The following is a 16,562-nucleotide window of genomic DNA, read 5'->3' as shown; positions in this document are numbered from 1 at the left end:
GCGTGGATCCGTATTGCCTCAAGAAACTCAACGAAGAACGCCGTGCTCGCCGCGCGGCTGTTCTGTTGACCGATCTTGGCGATGGGCGCGATCGGGTAATCAAGGAGGGTGATCCTGTTGCCGGTCTGCTTGGAGATGCGATCAGGCAAGCCTTCTTGTCCGGGAAATCGATGATTGCCGAGATTGAGGGGCGTCCGTTCTTCCTTAATGTCCATCTGCCGCCTCCGCGCCTTGTTGTGATCGGTGCGGTCCATATCAGCCAGGCTTTGGCGCCGATGGCGAAGATCGCTGGCTATGACATGGAAATAATCGATCCGCGTACTGCCTTTGCGACTCCCGAGCGGTTTCCCGGCGTAAAGCTTTTCGCCGAGTGGCCACAGGAAGTTCTCGAAACGCGCCCGCTCGATCCCTACACCGCGGTTGCCGTTGTCACGCACGATCCAAAAATCGACGATCAGGCCCTGGAGCGGGCACTGACGGCCGGATGCTTCTATGTCGGTGCGCTCGGTAGTCGCAAGACGCATGCAAAGCGGGTTGACCGCTTGAAAGCGCTTGGTCTGAGTGACGGGCAGATTGGCTTGATTCATTCACCCATTGGCCTCGATATTGGCGCGGCGAGTCCCGCCGAGATTGCCGTTGCGGTTATGGGTGAGGTAATCAAGGCGTTCCGCGCGCGAGGGCTGCAGGCCACGCGGCAACTGGAAATAACAGCATGATTTTTGGTGAGACTTCCATCGAGGATGCACTTGGCGCCATCCTCGGGCATTCGACGCATGCGGGTGCTCTGAAGTTGAAGAAGGGCCATGTGCTCGCGGTACGTGACATTGAGCAATTGCGGGAAGCCGGGGTAACGAAAGTTATCGCTGCCCGCTTGCAGGAAACCGATATGGAAGAGAATGCAGCTGCCCAGAAAGTAACCCGGGCGCTGCAATGGTTTGGCGTAAGGGCAGGACCAGCTTCGACTGGCCGGGTCAATTGCTATGCGGAAAGAGCCGGTCTCTTCACCGTTGATGCAGATCTGATCCATGCCATCAATGCGATCGATCCGTCAGTGACGATAGCAACCTTGAAGCCGTTCGAGCGGGTCGAGCAGGGGCAGATGGTTGCGACAATCAAGATTATTCCGTTTGCAGTTGCAGTTTCTGTCATGGAAACGATCAGCGAACTGGCACGAAGCCGTACTGCCTTTGGTGTTCATGGCTTCGCCGGCTCACGTGTCGGACTGATACAAACGATGTTACCATCGTTAAAAGCAACTGTGCTCGACAAGACGCGCAGCGTCATCGAAAAGCGGATTGCGGCGAACCATGGATTTTTGACCTCGGAACTGCGTCCAGCGCATGCCAGCGAACCGCTTTCTGCTGCGATACGCGAACTGCAAAAGGCCAATGACATTGTTATCGTCTTTGGTGCATCCGCGGTTGTCGATCAAGCCGACGTTGTGCCAGCGTCGATCAGAGAAGCAGGCGGAGCCGTCCATCACGTCGGAATGCCGGTCGATCCGGGAAATCTGCTGGTACTTGGCGAACTAGGCGGTAATGCAGTCATCGGGGCGCCAGGCTGTGCGCGAAGCCCCAAGGAGAATGGCTTTGACTGGGTGCTTGAACGGCTGATGGCGAATGTGCCGGTTACCAAGGCTGATATCGTCCGCATGGGTGTCGGCGGGCTCCTGATGGAAATCCCAACGCGTCCACAACCGCGTGACCCGCGGCCACCAGCTGCCAGGTCAAACGTGGCGATTGCCGTTCTCGCTGCGGGCCAGTCGACGCGCATGAAGGGGTACAATAAATTGCTCGCTACCTTCGACGATGTGCCGTTGGTTCGGAGATCGGCCATGACGGCAATCGAAGCAGACGGGCATCCGGTTATCGCTGTGCTCGGCTATATGGCGGAAGAATGCAGTGCCGCACTGGACGGTCTCAACGTCGTGACCGCGCTGAATAAGGACTATGCCAGCGGGCTTGCCTCGTCGCTGCAAACCGCGATCAGGCATGTGCCACCGTCGGCGGATGGCGTGATGATGCTTTTGGCCGATATGCCAGCACTGTCGGCAGCGGATCTGAAATCCATGATCAGCCGGTTTCAGAATGCCGGCGGCCAGTCGGTCGTCAGAGCAACATATGAGGGAAAGCGCGGCAATCCCGTGCTCTTGCCGCGGCTCTTGTTTGACGAGATATTCTCCCTCGCCGGTGATGTGGGAGCGCGGCATCTGATCGAACGCGGTGACATTCCGGTCATCGATGTTGAACTTGGCGAGGCAGCGGCTACTGATGTCGATACACCAGACATGCTGAATCGTGCTGGCGGAACCATCCCTGACACCATCCGATAAGGAAAATCATTTGATCAGGTCTTTACTTCTCGCCGCGCTGGCGCTCGCGTGCCTTTCGAGCGCCGCTTCGGCATTACAGCTTGAACCTTATAAGGACGATCTCTTTTCCTATCCCGGCATTCTGAAATCAGATGACGGTGGCGACTATGTTGTGGTGGAATATAACGAGATGCGCGACATCAACGGCCGTGACCAGGTGCCCGAACGCCGGGTCAAGCAGAACTATGTCTCACTTCAGCCAAAGCGTTCGCAGAAGGATCTTGTTGTCACCACGAATACCGGTCCGGTGAAGGTCATGGCGGCGGGTAAGCTCGACCCGGGCGCCTCCATCATCACCATCTATCTGCATGGGCAAGGCGGCAATCGCCAGCAGGGCATGAATGACTTCACCTTCGGCGGGAACTTCAATCGGCTGAAAAACCTTATGGATCGTAATGGCGGGCTTTATTTGACGCCCGACTTCAGCGATTTCGACGACAGGGGTGAAAGCGAGATAGCCGGGCTCATAAATTATTTTAAATCGCAATCGCCACAAGCCAAACTTATCGTTGCTTGCGGATCAATGGGTGGGGCTCTGTGCTGGCGGCTTGCCCGGGACGCCAAGGCAGCCAAGAGCATTTCCGGTCTCGTCATCCTCGGCTCACTATGGGATGAGAATTTCATCGGGTCGGCAGCGTTCAAGCGGCGCATCCCGGTTTTCTTCGGCCATGGAAGCCGCGACCCGGTCTTTGCGATCGACAACCAAGAAGCCTTCTTTCAGAAAATCCGGGGCTCGGCGAAGGGATACCCCGTGCGATTTCACCGGTTTGAAAGTGGCAATCATGGTACGCCAATCAGGATGATTGATTGGCGCGGCGTGCTGAACTGGATGCTTTCAGTCGCACCCTGATACCCTCCTGTCTGTTGTTGCAATAAAGTCCCATTGTGGCAGTTGTGCCACTAGACAAACAGCGAAAAGCGAATAGTTTCCGGCCATATCCAGTCCTGTGATGAGACTTTGCGGAGAGAGCAATGCGCCTGCCTACCAATCCTTTGAGCCGAATTGCCGCTTTGGCCGTTCTTATCCCCCTGGCAGCGTGCTCAACGACAGGCGAGCCCAACATGATGCCGACGATTCCGACGTTCGCGCCCATTCGTCCGCCTGTAAATTCAGCCCTTGCGGAACCGTGCATTTCAGCGGCAGCCACCAAATATTTCCTGTCTGAAAGCAATATTAAAGCTGTCGACGTCGAGGCCGTTGGTGGTGGTGTGAACCAGGTAAGGCTAAAAGCCGACCTTCGCGACGCCATGTGCACCGTAACCGACAAGGGCAAGGTCCGGTCCGTCGTTGATACGATGCCCAAGAGTGCCGATCAGGTCGCGGCTGAGCAAGCTGCTGCCCAGAAGGCGGCCAACCCTGCTCCAGCGCCCGTCAAAAAGACAAAGAAGAAAAGCTGACCGGCCGCATTCAATTGGACTTAACGGCGCGGACTCAACCCGCGCCGTTTTGATTGCTCGGGCCTTCGGACGGCACAAGAACCTGAAGCTCGCCGGCGTGAATGATTATCACGACGTCCTTTGGCAACCGCACCAGTTCACCGTCGATCGTCGCTTTGGCGCCGCGTCGCAACCGCGGAAAGTGCAGTTCTACCTGTTTTGCCGGAATCTCATCGACATCGGGATTGTTGCGCCACGATCCCGTCAGCACCGTGAACGCCAGTTTCATCAGGCCAGCAGGCGTCAACCGGCCCGCAATATAGACGCCAAGCTCGCCGCGATTGACACCCTCTGGCACCGGCAGCATGCCGTGGCCATAGGGATTGTTGGCGATTGAGATCGCCGAAACCGTTCGCTTCGATGGGGACACCGTCGATATTCAAGCTCACATCGAACTGCGGCGGATTGCCCATGACCTTGGCAAAGGCGCGCAAACTCGCCAGCCGTTTGCCCCAGCGAGAGCGAAACTCCAAAGTGTTGCGCAGCTTGATTATCTGCGGCTGAAAGCCAATCGAAAATTGGTGGACGAAACTCTCCTCGTTGGCTGTTGAGATGTCGACCGCCTGTATCGTTCCTCCAGCAAGGCTTTCCAATGCAGCGTTCAATTCCAGGGGAATTTTCAATGCCCGCGCAAACAGATTCATTGTTCCAGCCGGTAGCACAGCCAGCGGTACTCCAGCCTTCCATGCAACATCTGCGGCGGCCGAAATGGTGCCATCGCCACCGCCAGCCATCAGCACATGCTCACCGGCCTCGGCAGCGACGTTCTTTAGGGCTTTTATGATATCCTTGCCCGCTACTACTTCACTCTCGAATGTATGCCCGTGCTTTTCAAATATGGTTCTGGCTGTTTCGGAAAAAAGCGTCATGTCCATGGTGCGAAACGTGCCGCCATCACGGTTGAAAACGGCATGGACTTTCATTTCTGATCCTTGATTTTCGGCCGCAGGATCTCGATCGGAAGATGATCGTTTACGCCAAGGGAAGCAATGCCTCAGCGGCTGTTTGGTTCCGTTTCCCGTGTCAAGTGAGGGCTGGTAAAGCCAAGCTTCCTCAGCGCATCCCTAATTTCGGGCGCGCTCATGAACAGTTTCCAAAGAAGACCGCTCCGGTGGTTCTCGATCATCGCGACGACCGGCCCTTGGTCAATTGCGAGATACGTTCTGGCAAACCAATTGCTCGTCAGCGAGAATGCGTCAACAAGGCCAAACCGTCCAGTGATCTTGCCATGGGGCAGAGCCAGGAAACGACGTAGAGCGCGCATCGATTCTTCAGGCAGATAGGGAAGGCTGCTCAGTGCCGCGGTGGGTGCAATCAAGCCGAAATCCAATCCCGGCGAGCTGACAACATAACCTCTCGGACCGTGACTTGAAGTCAATCCCCAGCAATCGGACCCATACCCGGTATAGCCATGTGGATTATGCAGGCTGTGCAGATAGTTGATACGTGCATGACTGCAATTCTGTTGCCAGTAATCCGCATAACGATCTGCAAGGCCCCGGGGGTCGATCCCACAGAACGAATAGTGTGCGAAGAAGAGCGGCCCGCCATAATCCGGACCGAGCGGCAGCTTCACGCCGTAATAGCTGCGTCCATTGATGAAGGCACCGTTGGCTGCAAAACCCTCGTGATAAATTTCAGCGTCAATGCCGTAGGAAGGCGAAGCGGCCGCCAGAACGTAGGTGACCAGCGCCTCGTTCCAACCATGTATCGGCACATTCCGCGCCCAGCCGAATTTCGGGCTGTGATGCCAGTAGAGAACCTTTTCAGTGTTTTTGATGTGGGAATTCCACTGAACTGCGTGCCAGAGCCGATTGATTCTGTCGCGGATGCTGGCTTCACCTCGGTCATTTGAAGCAAAATATTGCCGAACGCAGATCAGACCCTGGAACAGGAGAGACGTTTCAACCAGATCCCCACCATCGTCCAGCTTTGTGAAGGGGACGGTCGAGCCGTCGGTGCCATTGATAAAATGCGGGAAAACGCCGTTGTATCGCTTCGTGCGTTCAAGTGCTGACAGCATCTTGCCAATGCGTGCTTTTGCCTCGTCGCGCGTGATCCAGCGCCGTTCGACGGCGACGAGGATCGCCATAAACCCGAAGCCAGACCCACCGATGGCGACAAGATCATTCCTCGGGTCGGCAGTTCGTCCAGACCGGTCGCGCGCGAGGCCACTTTCCGGATGGGCGCCCTGCCAAAAATAGCGAAAGCTTGCCCGTTGTACCTGGTCCAGCAGAATGTCATCGCCATCTTCCGCTGCAGGCGGGTACCGTGGCTCGGATCTCAAATACATGGGGGCGACAGAAATCCTTGCACAGGGCGTTATGCCGGGTTGCATCGGGCGATCGTCTGATCTCTATAGCATGTAGTAGGCGATATGCAGTCTGGAAAACCGCATATCTTGCAATTAGCGAAGGCCGATGATGCAGACAGATCAGTTCGTTTTTGACCCGCTTCCGCAACCGACTTTGAGAGTGGTCAGTTCGGACAAGTTGTTTCCGGTACATCGGATCTTTTGTGTCGGGCGCAATTATGCCGACCACGCCATCGAGATGGGGCACGACCCAAACCGTGAACCGCCGTTCTTCTTTCAGAAAAATCCGGATTGTCTTGTAACAGAGGGGCGGGATTTCCCGTATCCATCCGCAACCCATGACGTGCATTTCGAGATGGAGATGGTGGTGGCGCTCGGAAAGGGCGGAGCTGATATCGACGTAGACTATGCGCTCGATCATGTGTTCGGATATGCCGTGGGTCTGGACATGACGCGCCGCGACCTGCAGGGCGAGGCGAAGAAGCTCGGCCGCCCTTGGGAAGTTGGCAAAGCCTTCGAAGCGTCTGCGCCATGCTCGGCCATCGTGCCTGCTTCGCATATCGGCCATCCGGCCAAAGGTGCCGTCTGGTTGAAAGTCAATGGAATGGAGCGGCAGCGCGGCGACCTCGGTCAACTTATCTGGAAGGTGCCGGAAACAATTGCCTACCTTTCGACATTGTTCACGCTGCAGCCCGGGGACCTTATCTACACCGGAACGCCAGCAGGCGTGGGGGCAGTAGTGCGTGGTGACGAAATGCATGGCGGCGTGGACGGAATAGGCGAGATACGGGCGCGCGTCGTTTGACATTGATCCGGGAAATACATTTTGCCAGCGAATGGAAAATGTTGCGTCTCTGAAACGGCACGACAGCCAGAAAAAATTTTGATCGCCGTTATGCGGGCGGCGGCTGGTTTGTTTCGCCGAAAAATGAGAAGTTGAGCGGGAAATCGGGGCGTTTCGGCGGAATTTGGCGGCGTGCGGGTCAATTGCGATACGATGCGTTGGCTAAGCAAAATACGCTCGCAAATCTGTGAAGAATGGCGGTGTTGTCTTTGAAAATAAATAGTCTATTGAGGATTATTCGTCGATCACCCTGTGTCTTAAAAGTGCCGTTTCATGAACCACCGCATTCTCTTTGGCTCCTATCCGATTCCCCGCTTCGCCGGGATCGCCAGCCATAATTTTGTTGTCTGGATCGATGAGAAGGGCAGGCCGCTTTACGAGATCAACGGTGGCGCCGCGAATGCCGATGGGAGTTTCAATTATTGCGCAATCCGTGGTCCGTTGACTGCCGTGGTCACTGACTATTCAAAACGCGATCTTGTGTACTGTCCCGAGTTTTATGTGCGACCCACGTCTCGTGCGACGCTGCTGATTGAGGGCAGCTATCCATCGATCGCCGCACGCTGGCGTGCTGCCGTTGATGTGGCCGCGCGGATAAGGCTTTCGAACTTGCGGTATTCGTTCCTGATCCAGAACAGCAATTCCGTCGCCACTGCCATTGCCGAAGGGATGGGACTCAGCCCGCCTTCGGCGGCGATTGGCCGGGTCAGGGCGCCTGGAAGCCATCGTCAACTGGTACTCAACCCAACGTAATCAAGAATCGCGCTGGTCATAGGATTGTAACAACAGCGTGTAAAATTTGGCCCGCCTTGATGCGTGGAAGTTTAATTTTGTCTCTATTCTGGGCGCAATCCCGCCATTATTACAGCGCTAATGACGCCTTCCCAAATTCCTGGTGAAATTGGCAACTCCTTTAAATCCGTTTCTTACTTCGGAACAACGCCAATGACGTTCCTTCCTAACCACGACAAGCAAATTCAGAGACTTGAGGCCCGCGCGCAGTCAAGGCTGCCGTGGTGGGGCAAAAAAACCAAATCGGCAATGTTCGCATTCTTCGGAATTGCCGTCGCCGTTGTCAGCTTGCTCGTCCTAAGTCACCTGTCGAGCGAAATTTCCCTTCACGACGTCAAGCGCTCCCTGCATGCCATACCTAATGACGTCCTGCTGACCGCGCTATTCTTCACGATTGTCAGCTTCGCAGCCGTTGCCCTGTATGATGTCGTTGCGGTCGAAACGATTGCGCCGGGACGGGTGCCATATCACATATCCGCGATGGCGGGCGGCGCCGGGTATGCAATTTCCAATGCGCTGGGGTTTTCGCTTTTGACGGGTGGTGCGCTTCGATACAGGGTTTACGCCGCCGAAGGCATCGATATCGCTGATATTGGCCGAATAATCGGTACTTCCTGGCTTGCGATCTGGTTTGCGTTCACGATCCTGATCGCGGTTGCCCTTGTTATCGATCCAACGAGGATCCCGTGGGTCGTCTCGTTCGGCCCGATGGTGGATCAGGTGATCGGCGCCTCAATTCTGGTGGCGGTCGCGGTGCTCTTGTACTGGCTTTCCCGCCGCGAGCGAACCCTGCAGATCGGACGTTTCTCGGTCCGCCTGCCGTCGTCGCAAGGTGCCTTGCTGCAGGTGTTGGCCGGGCTCGTTGATGTGGCGGCAGCGGCCGCAACACTCTATGTGCTGCTCCCCGCGGGGGCCGTCAACAGTATCCCGGCGTTCGCGCTTGTCTATGTCGTCGCGGTGGCTCTTGGCATTGTCAGCCATGCGCCAGGTGGCATCGGCGCATTTGAGGCGACGATCATTGCCGGTCTGGGGCTCGGTCAGAATCCCGGCGCGATTGCAGCGCTGGTGGCATACCGTGCCATCTACACGCTTATTCCCTTCCTGGTGGCGATCGCCGGTTTCGTGGTCTCCGAGATCCTGCGCAAGCGTCACATCCTTGCCGGCCCGACAATATCGGCAGTGCGAATGTTCGAGCCGCTGATCCCGCCGCTGTCGGCAGGCATTGCGTTCCTTGGCGGTATCGTTCTCTTGATCTCAGCGGTCATTCCCGATCTGCACCACCGGCTTGAGATGCTCGCGGACGTATTGCCGATGCCGTTTCTGGAAATGTCGCACCTGGGCGCGAGCTTTGTTGGTGTGGGATTGCTGATCGTGGCACGCGGACTCGCCCGGCGGCTCTGGCGCGCCTGGTTCGTTGCTTTGGTGCTCTTCAGTCTTGGCGCGATTTTTGCGCTTGCAAAGGGCCTCGCCTGGGAAGAAGCGCTGATGCTGACCCTGATGGCCGGCACGCTGCTGCTGTTTCGCGATTCATTCTACCGAAAACCGTTGGGTGAGCGTTTCACACTGACTTGGGGCTGGCTGGCAAGTATCGGTACGACGGCATTTGCAGTTCTCTGGCTCGGCTTCTTTGCCTACCGCCACGTTGAATATGCCAATGAACTCTGGTGGGAGTTTGCCTGGGATGCCCAGGCGTCGCGGTTCCTTCGTGCTTCAGTGCTGGTTCTGACATTCTTGGCCGCCATTACGATCAATACCGTGATCAATGGGGTTGGCCGGGGCAAACTGCGTGCTCAGCCTATCCCTGAACGGGTGCCTGATCTGGTTGCGGCTTCCCCCAGGGCTTCCGATGCGCTCGCCTTGCTTGGTGACAAGCGCTTTCTGATGGATCCCAAGGGCGAAGGCTTTGTTATGTATGCCCGCTCGGGCGGTAGCCTGGTATCGATGGGAGAGCCCGTAGGCAGCGATGGCGCGGTTTCCGACCTCGCCTGGGCGTTTCGGGGATTGGCCGACCGCACCGGAACGAGAACGGTATTCTATGGCGTGGGACCGGAGAGATTGCCATTGTTCCTCGACATGGGATTGACCGCGTTGAAACTTGGCGAGGTTGCCCGCGTCGATCTCAGCGATTTCTCACTGGAAGGTTCCAGGCGGCAGCCGCTCCGTTACGCAGCCCGGCGGCTGGAAAAGGAAGGGATCTCCTTCGAGATCATTTCGAAAGACCAGACGCAGGATATTTTGGATGAACTTCGCGGCGTGTCCGACGCCTGGCTGGAAATGAAATCGGGTTCCGAGAAGCGTTTCTCGCTTGGCTCGTTCGAGAACGCCTACCTTTCAAATTTCGATATCGCCGTCATGCGCAAGGAAGGTACAATCGTCGCATTCGCCAATTTGTGGCGGGGTGCAGACAACCAGGAAATCGCCGTTGATCTGATGCGACACTTGCCTGACGCATCCAGCGTGATCATGGACGGGCTTTTCGCCAATCTTCTAATGGCTGCAAAAGCGGAAGGATATCGCTGGTTCAATCTTGGCGCCGCTCCGCTCTCGGGTCTCTCCGATAGTCATCTGGCTTCCCGATGGAACAGGATCGGCTCTTTCATTTATCGTCGCGGTGCCGAGTTCTATCGATTTGATGGCCTTCGTGCTTTCAAGGACAAGTTCGACCCGAAATGGACACCGTACTATCTGATTTGCCCCCCAGGCCTAGCAACGCCTCGTTCACTTATTGATGCAACGAATCTTGTGAGCGGCAGCCCCTTCGAGGTGTTTAAACGATGAAATTTCTGCGCAGACCCTATCTCGTCATTTTTTCCCTTCTCATTGTCAGCATCGTCCTTGCCGCAGCCCTTCAACTTCTCCCGCGATTTGGTTTCGGACCGGCGGGGAAGCGAATTCTCGTCTCATCGGAACGATTAAATGACGTGCCGCTCCTGCAGCCGGATGGCAAGCCGGCCGGCATTGCCATCCTCGTGTCGCAAAAGGGAGGGCCTGGCCCCGACGATGAAGCCATGACGAAGATGCTGCTTGACCGCAATTTTCTGGTGCTGACGGTTGATCTCGAGAAGTGGCGGAAGGAATTGGATCAGGATACTGGCGAATGCACCTATTTCGTTTCCGACCTCGAGGAGTCGCCAAAGAGGCTCAACGGATGATTGCTGTCGATACCTATATGCATCCCGTGGTAGTTGGCATTGGCGAGGGCGGCGTCATATCCTTTGCTTCCGTTGCCGACGCACCAGCGGCGACGCTGGCGGGCGCCGTGGTCGTCGATCCGTCCGCCGCCCTGAAGACCAAGCTGCCATCCTGCGAAGGTGCTGACTACGAGACTGTTGCAGGCGAGGGCTTCAGTTATTCCTACGATGCGGATCTGCCTAATCCGGCGACGATTGTCCGGGAAAAGCCTGACATTGACCCCAAGGGCCCGCCGAGCGCCGGATTCTTTCTGGCGCAGGAAAAGATTGGTGCCACCAAGGTCGAACGTTTCCAAATGGCAGCGGATGCCGCGGTTGATATTGCCAGGGAAGACGCTTCCACGGAGTCGTTGCCGATAACGGATATTCCGGCCGGCGATGGGCAAGCAAAATATCTGGCCGTTTTCTTTTCCGGAGATGGTGGTTGGCGCGATATTGACAAGTCCGTTGGTGATATCATTGCAAAAAAAGGAATTCACGTCGTTGGGGTGGATTCGCTCCGCTATTTCTGGTCGCTGCGTAAACCAGAAGACATCGCCAAGGACATTTCAAGGATCGTCGCGAAGGCTGATCCAACGGGCAAATTGCCGGTTGTTTTGCTCGGTTATTCATTCGGTGCAAACACCATACCGTTTTCCTGGCCCTATCTTTCCAAGCAACTGCAGGATCGCGTCAGCCTTGTTGGCTTGATCGGCACGGAAGAAACCACGCCGTTTCAGGTATCGGTTGGTGCGTGGCTCGGAATGGGAGGCGACAATGAAGTTGCGCCGGCGGTAGCAAAACTACCGCTGGACAAGGTCTTGTGCGTCTACGGTTCGGAAGAGGACGATACTGCCTGTACCGCTCCCGCACTGAGCGCAGTTCAGAAGATCGAGCTGCAGGGCGATCATCACTATGACGAGAAATACGATATGCTGGCGTCCAAGCTCATGGAGGCGATTTCAGCGCGGCAAGCGAAGTAACGTCCTGACGTAGAGCGCTTCCGCTTAAAAAAGCGTCGCGGAAGTGCTCTATCTCTTTGTTATTACCATTTCCGGACGGAAAACCGCTTCACCCTTTTCCTGGAAATCTAGGTGGCAGGCTGCGCGTTTTCTATTTGGAGCTTCTTTGCAGCATCGGCATACTTCTGCGCGATGACGGCGCAGACCATGAGCTGGATCTGATGAAACAGCATGAGCGGTAGCACGATGCTGCCTATGCTCTGCCCGGCAAAGATAACCGTGGCTATTGGAATGCCGCTGGCAAGGCTCTTTTTGGAGCCGCAAAAGGTGATGGCTATCTCGTCTTCCTTTGAGAATCCCGCCCAACGACTGCCAAACGTCGTAATGGCCAGGACGACGGCGAGGATTATTACATCGACGACAATCACCACACCGAGATCGCGGATTGAGATCGTGCGCCAAAGGCCCTCGGTCACAGATTCGCTGAAAGCAAGGTAAACGACCATAAGGATCGATCCTCGATCCACGGGCATGAGCAACTTGCGCTTGGCTCGAATGAATTCGCCGATCCATGGTTGCAGGATCTGACCCAGAACGAACGGGGCCAACAGCTGAAGGAGGATCGACTTCAACGCATCAAGGGAGAATCCTGCATGACCGCCCGCTGAAAGCAGTATACCGGCGAGCAATGGCGTCAGGAACATGCCAAAGATATTAGACGCCGATGCGGAGCAGATTGCTGCTGGTACATTGCCGCCGGCGATAGACGTGAAGGCGATTGAAGATTGAACCGTTGACGGCAATACACAAAGAAAAAGAACGCCAGCGTAGAGCGCCGGCGGCAGGATGCCCGGTACCAGAACCCCCGCGCAAAGGCCGATCACCGGAAAAAGTATGAAGGTGGCAGCAAGGATGGTCAGGTGGAGTTTCCAATGGAGGAAACCTTTAATGACAACGTCACGCGACAAGCGCGCGCCGTGCAGGAAAAACAACAAGCCGATGGCAACCTTTGTCGCCAAACCGAAATAATCCGCTGCAACGCCGCTGACTGGAAAGAACGAGGCGAGGATCACCGTGGCGATCAGCATGATGGTGAAAGTGTCAGGCAGAAAGCGGCGCATGGTTCTTTCCAGGACTTATTGCATTTAACCCTCGTCTATCACAGGCTTTGCCCGGCTGGAAACGCACGCTGCATATCCTAGCCCTCGCTCGAGCTGCTGAACACACACATGCCGCGCCTTTCCCCTTTCAATTCTTCGCTTTCCGGAGATGATCGTGCCGTGAATTTGCACGATACTTTTGCCCTACTTTGCAATGCTCATTTCAGAGGTTTCCAGGCGCCTATTGCCCAGTATCAACAACTCTTCGAAGTGATTCATGTCATTGAACCTGCAAAAGGCCGGCGGATGAATTTCAATGACGGGAGCTTCGCGATCGAGCAATTCCAGGCAATCATCGAACAGATCCTGCCATGCAGGTAAGCGGTCATCCGACAGCCAATCGATGAGGTAGGCGAAGGTAATGTGAAAAACATATGCGTCGTGGTCTGGGTGTCTGTAGCCAAATTGCATTGATAGCGCCTCACGCCAGGCCCTGATGGTTCGTTCGTCTTCCGGGGCGGCTCCCTTGACCGTAAGTCCTGCTGGCGTGACATCAATCACCTTGATGCGGAATGACCCGGCGCCTTCAAATCCCTGCAGGCGTTTCAGATAGAGATCCGTCATCTCATCGATGCCGGTGTCGAGGGGTACATTATCGGGCCAGTAGGGCAGGGCGCGCCGATATTCGATGATGCCTTGAAACAGCGTCATGTGGAGGCTGGATACAGGTGTAAAAGTCAGTTTGTTGGCGTCAGGCATCGACATAATGCGGTCGCGCACTTCAAGGACTGCCCGTTCGGATGCGGACCCATTGATCAGATGGCAGACAACCGTGTTGCCGGGCTCCTGCAGAAAATTGCCGTTCCTGTCATAGCGCGTTCCCAAGTGGCGAGGAGCGCTGGAGTTGTTACCTGCTGCGTATCGGGCGAGGGATGGTTTGGTGGGCTGGGGCATAAGAAATCCGTCACAGTTGGCGCGTTCATGGGCGGAAGGATGAAACCGATGCGAGATCGCACCGTGGCATCATGGTGGCTCACGAGCTTGACAGCGAGATGAACGGTTGACGCGCCGGCTGCGCACCAGCCTTCACTTCCTTGAGTATCACTGACTTAATTCTTGTGTAAGTTGACAAATCTTATCATAAATGAGTGTCGAGCATGCTTCGTATCCTGTCACCGCGACTATACAGGTGCTTCGGATACCAAATCCTCTTGCACGCTTTTTTTGACTTCAAACCTGATTTGCGCGATCAAGAAATGAAAACAGAAAAGTTCAGAATCTGGTAACGATTGAAAATGGACGGAACGGTTGCTTCAAAACCAGCAAATGCAGTGCTGGAACTTAACAACATCTGCAGGCGCTTTGGCATTACCGAGGCGCTGCGCGATGTGTCCCTTGCGATCGTTCCGGGTGAAATAATCTGTCTGGTGGGTCAGTCGGGTTGCGGAAAGTCTTCCCTCCTGAGAATCATTGCCGGTGTCGATACGCCTGACAGTGGCGTGCTGCTGTTAAAGGATGAGGAAATTGCAGGACCCAGTCGATTTGTTGAACCTGAAGCCCGCAACATTGGCTTCGTGTTTCAGGATTATGCACTGTTTCCGCATCTGACCGCTGAACAGAATGTTCTCTTCGGGCTCAAGGGGCTGCCAAAAAAGGAAGCCCGCGAACGCGCGGCGGAAATGATTGATCGCGTTGGCTTGTATCCGCTGATGAAACGCTACCCGCATATGCTATCTGGCGGTGAGCAGCAGCGCGTTGCACTCGCGCGCGCGTTGGCACCCAGCCCCAGCATCCTGCTCATGGACGAACCGTTTTCGAGCCTGGACCGGGGCCTCAGGGAAAAGGTGCGCGATGAAACCCTGACCCTGCTGCGAGCACTTGGAACGACGGTCATCATGGTTACGCATGATCCTGAAGAAGCGCTTTCAGCAGGCGACCGGATCGTTCTGATGAGAAAAGGCCAGATCGTGCAGACAGGAACCGGGTATGATCTCCACGATCGCCCGAATTGTCGCTACGCAGCCGACTTCTTTTGCGCCTTCAACAAGGTTCCCGGCACATACCGGAATGGGCGTATCGAGACGGCGATAGGGGAATTTTCATGTGAAGCTACACTGGCCGAGGGCAGCGCGGCCATTGCATATATACGTCCACAAGCGATTTCGGTTGGCCAAGACAAAGGACATATCCCGGGGCGTATTACGGGCCGCCTTTTTCTCGGGGAGGTGGAACAATTGACCGTTCAGGTCGAAGGTTTGTCCGAGCCACTGTTGGTACGCACGATGATGCGGCTTCCGGCCACTACCAATACCATCTGGCTAACAATTCGGGCCGAAAGCCTTTTGGCATTCAGCGCACACTGAATTTAAACCTGTCGACCTGTTGGTGATCAAATCTTTATGATTGGTTGAACCAGTGAAAACTTGACTATTTTACTCTATTATGTTCCAGCACTGCCGTGCTCATTTCAAAGGTAAGGGGGGTCGAATGAACAAACTTTCCATCGTTAAATCCATACTGCTTGCAGGATCGGCTGTTTTGGCCGGAGGCACGGCATTCGCCGCTGAAGTCAATATCTATACGACACGGGAGCCCGGATTGATCCAGCCGCTGCTCGACTCGTTCAAGAACTCCACAGGTATCGCGGTCAATACCGTTTTCCTGAAGGACGGTCTTGCGGAGCGCGTCGCATCGGAAGGCGAAAGCTCACCGGCTGATATACTTATGGCCGTAGACGCCGGCAATCTCGTCGACCTTGTAGAAAAAGGTGTCACCCAGCCAGTCACTTCCGCTGTGCTGATCGAGATCGATACCTGCGCAACTGCGTGATCCGCAAGGTAACTGGTTCGCGCTGTCGACACGCGCACGGGTGCTCTATGCGGCGAAGGACCTTGACCTCGCATCCTTCAACTATGAAGACCTCGCTGATCCGAAGTGGAAGGGGAAAATTTGCATACGTTCGGGCCAGCACCCTTACAACACTGCGCTTTTTGCTGACTACATCGCCCATCATGGTGCTGAAGAAACGGAAAAGTGGCTGGCAGGCGTAAAGGCAAATCTCGCACGCAAAGCCGCTGGAGGCGATCGCGACGGCGCCAAGGATATTCTAGGCGGTATTTGTGATATGGCTGTTGCCAACTCTTACTATGTTGGCTTGATGCGTTCGGGCAAGGGTGGTGAGGAACAGGTTGCCTGGGGCAACGCCATCAAGGTCATTCTGCCGACGTTCAAAGATGGAGGCACGCAGGTCAATATCAGCGGCGCTGCAGTTGCCAAGCATGCCCCCAACAAAGAAGAAGCCATCAAGCTGCTGGAATATCTCGTTTCCGATGAGGCCCAGAAGATCTATGCTGAGGCGAACTTCGAATACCCGGTAAAGGCCGGAGCAGCGACAGATCCGATCATTGCCTCACTCGGCAAACTCGAGATCGATCCAACGCCATTGACTGAGGTAGTCAAGCATCGCAAACAGGCGAGCGAATTGGTCGACAAGGTCGGCTTCGACAATTGATGACCGGAGGGAGCTCGACCGCGGGTGCCCTTTTCTCTTACGTCCGCAAATGGAAGCAAAC

General features: G+C 55.6%; 15 protein-coding genes and 1 pseudogene. 11 read left to right on the top strand and 5 right to left on the bottom strand.

Features of this window, described 5'->3' with window-relative positions; genetic code table 11:
• The first annotated feature begins 2 nt into the window (after window positions 1-2).
• The 4 genes from N8E89_RS18140 to N8E89_RS18125 all read left to right on the top strand — a co-directional run bounded on the left by N8E89_RS18140 (window position 3) and on the right by N8E89_RS18125 (window position 3,769).
• Entirely contained in the window at window positions 3-716 is a 714-nt protein-coding gene (locus tag N8E89_RS18140; protein WP_106663323.1) for an XdhC family protein, read from the top strand.
• Window positions 713-2,332 (top strand): NTP transferase domain-containing protein, encoded by a 1,620-nt coding sequence (locus N8E89_RS18135; RefSeq protein ID WP_262260679.1) that lies wholly within the window; start codon window positions 713-715, stop codon window positions 2,330-2,332. The genes N8E89_RS18140 and N8E89_RS18135 overlap by 4 nt, the downstream gene beginning before the upstream one ends.
• Before the next feature lie 10 nt (window positions 2,333-2,342).
• A complete protein-coding gene (locus tag N8E89_RS18130; RefSeq protein WP_410010322.1) occupies window positions 2,343-3,221 on the top strand; it encodes an alpha/beta hydrolase family protein in 879 nt (292 codons plus the stop codon).
• A gap of 122 nt (window positions 3,222-3,343) precedes the next feature.
• A complete protein-coding gene (locus tag N8E89_RS18125; protein ID WP_106663014.1) occupies window positions 3,344-3,769 on the top strand; it encodes a hypothetical protein in 426 nt (141 codons plus the stop codon).
• A gap of 34 nt (window positions 3,770-3,803) precedes the next feature.
• On the opposite strand, the gene N8E89_RS18120 is transcribed toward N8E89_RS18125, so the two are convergent.
• The 3 genes from N8E89_RS18120 to N8E89_RS18110 form a co-directional block, all read right to left on the bottom strand.
• Window positions 3,804-4,019: a hypothetical protein gene (locus tag N8E89_RS18120; RefSeq protein ID WP_262260678.1), complete on the bottom strand. Its 216-nt coding sequence runs from the start codon at window positions 4,017-4,019 to the stop codon at window positions 3,804-3,806.
• Complete coding sequence (locus tag N8E89_RS18115) at window positions 3,979-4,731, bottom strand: diacylglycerol/lipid kinase family protein (protein ID WP_262260676.1); 753 nt, start codon at window positions 4,729-4,731, stop codon at window positions 3,979-3,981. The genes N8E89_RS18120 and N8E89_RS18115 overlap by 41 nt, the downstream gene beginning before the upstream one ends.
• Before the next feature lie 71 nt (window positions 4,732-4,802).
• Window positions 4,803-6,101: a glucoamylase family protein gene (locus N8E89_RS18110; protein WP_262260675.1), complete on the bottom strand. Its 1,299-nt coding sequence runs from the start codon at window positions 6,099-6,101 to the stop codon at window positions 4,803-4,805.
• A gap of 130 nt (window positions 6,102-6,231) precedes the next feature.
• On the opposite strand from N8E89_RS18110, the gene N8E89_RS18105 reads away from it, so the two are divergent.
• The 5 genes from N8E89_RS18105 to N8E89_RS18085 all read left to right on the top strand — a co-directional run bounded on the left by N8E89_RS18105 (window position 6,232) and on the right by N8E89_RS18085 (window position 11,911).
• Window positions 6,232-6,927, top strand: a complete 696-nt coding sequence (locus tag N8E89_RS18105) for a fumarylacetoacetate hydrolase family protein (protein WP_262261958.1) — start codon at window positions 6,232-6,234, stop codon at window positions 6,925-6,927.
• Between the two features lie 312 nt (window positions 6,928-7,239).
• Window positions 7,240-7,719, top strand: a complete 480-nt coding sequence (locus N8E89_RS18100) for a hypothetical protein (RefSeq protein WP_113171436.1) — start codon at window positions 7,240-7,242, stop codon at window positions 7,717-7,719.
• A gap of 192 nt (window positions 7,720-7,911) precedes the next feature.
• Window positions 7,912-10,536, top strand: coding sequence for a bifunctional lysylphosphatidylglycerol flippase/synthetase MprF (mprF, locus tag N8E89_RS18095; RefSeq protein WP_113171437.1), 2,625 nt, complete (start codon window positions 7,912-7,914; stop codon window positions 10,534-10,536).
• The gene (locus N8E89_RS18090) at window positions 10,533-10,910 is read left to right on the top strand and encodes a hypothetical protein (protein WP_262260674.1); all 378 of its coding nucleotides are present in this window, start codon (window positions 10,533-10,535) and stop codon (window positions 10,908-10,910) included. The genes mprF and N8E89_RS18090 overlap by 4 nt, the downstream gene beginning before the upstream one ends.
• The gene (locus N8E89_RS18085; RefSeq protein ID WP_262260673.1) at window positions 10,907-11,911 is read left to right on the top strand and encodes a virulence factor family protein; all 1,005 of its coding nucleotides are present in this window, start codon (window positions 10,907-10,909) and stop codon (window positions 11,909-11,911) included. The genes N8E89_RS18090 and N8E89_RS18085 overlap by 4 nt, the downstream gene beginning before the upstream one ends.
• Window positions 11,912-12,018: 107 nt before the next feature.
• Here the strand turns inward: N8E89_RS18085 and N8E89_RS18080 are convergent, their stop codons facing one another.
• On the bottom strand, window positions 12,019-13,011 hold the full coding sequence (locus N8E89_RS18080) for a bile acid:sodium symporter family protein (protein WP_262260672.1): 993 nt from the start codon (window positions 13,009-13,011) through the stop codon (window positions 12,019-12,021).
• A gap of 183 nt (window positions 13,012-13,194) precedes the next feature.
• The gene (locus tag N8E89_RS18075; protein ID WP_113171469.1) at window positions 13,195-13,944 is read right to left on the bottom strand and encodes a DUF1868 domain-containing protein; all 750 of its coding nucleotides are present in this window, start codon (window positions 13,942-13,944) and stop codon (window positions 13,195-13,197) included.
• A 341-nt stretch (window positions 13,945-14,285) separates the two neighbouring features.
• Between N8E89_RS18075 and N8E89_RS18070 the strand changes: the two genes are divergently transcribed.
• Both N8E89_RS18070 and N8E89_RS18065 read left to right on the top strand, forming a co-directional pair.
• Complete coding sequence (locus N8E89_RS18070; RefSeq protein ID WP_106663021.1) at window positions 14,286-15,353, top strand: ABC transporter ATP-binding protein; 1,068 nt, start codon at window positions 14,286-14,288, stop codon at window positions 15,351-15,353.
• Window positions 15,354-15,477: 124 nt separating this feature from the next.
• Window positions 15,478-16,501, top strand: a pseudogene (locus N8E89_RS18065) (Fe(3+) ABC transporter substrate-binding protein).
• The last annotated feature ends 61 nt before the right edge of the window (window positions 16,502-16,562 follow it).

Origin of the sequence: Phyllobacterium sp. A18/5-2 (assembly GCF_025452215.1) — a bacterium.
GTDB lineage: Bacteria > Pseudomonadota > Alphaproteobacteria > Rhizobiales > Rhizobiaceae > Phyllobacterium > Phyllobacterium sophorae.
The sequence above is the reverse complement of the archived record's forward strand: the minus strand, read 5'-3'. Positions and strand labels throughout refer to the sequence as shown.

Coding starts and splice junctions, on each gene's coding strand:
- N8E89_RS18135 (WP_262260679.1), top strand. CDS start 713: ATGATTTTTGGTGAGACTTCCATCGAGGATGCACTTGGCGCCATCCTC.
- N8E89_RS18125 (WP_106663014.1), top strand. CDS start 3,344: ATGCGCCTGCCTACCAATCCTTTGAGCCGAATTGCCGCTTTGGCCGTT.
- N8E89_RS18115 (WP_262260676.1), bottom strand. CDS start 4,731: ATGAAAGTCCATGCCGTTTTCAACCGTGATGGCGGCACGTTTCGCACC.
- N8E89_RS18110 (WP_262260675.1), bottom strand. CDS start 6,101: ATGTATTTGAGATCCGAGCCACGGTACCCGCCTGCAGCGGAAGATGGC.
- N8E89_RS18105 (WP_262261958.1), top strand. CDS start 6,232: ATGCAGACAGATCAGTTCGTTTTTGACCCGCTTCCGCAACCGACTTTG.
- N8E89_RS18100 (WP_113171436.1), top strand. CDS start 7,240: ATGAACCACCGCATTCTCTTTGGCTCCTATCCGATTCCCCGCTTCGCC.
- mprF (WP_113171437.1), top strand. CDS start 7,912: ATGACGTTCCTTCCTAACCACGACAAGCAAATTCAGAGACTTGAGGCC.
- N8E89_RS18090 (WP_262260674.1), top strand. CDS start 10,533: ATGAAATTTCTGCGCAGACCCTATCTCGTCATTTTTTCCCTTCTCATT.
- N8E89_RS18085 (WP_262260673.1), top strand. CDS start 10,907: ATGATTGCTGTCGATACCTATATGCATCCCGTGGTAGTTGGCATTGGC.
- N8E89_RS18080 (WP_262260672.1), bottom strand. CDS start 13,011: ATGCGCCGCTTTCTGCCTGACACTTTCACCATCATGCTGATCGCCACG.
- N8E89_RS18075 (WP_113171469.1), bottom strand. CDS start 13,944: ATGCCCCAGCCCACCAAACCATCCCTCGCCCGATACGCAGCAGGTAAC.
- N8E89_RS18070 (WP_106663021.1), top strand. CDS start 14,286: ATGGACGGAACGGTTGCTTCAAAACCAGCAAATGCAGTGCTGGAACTT.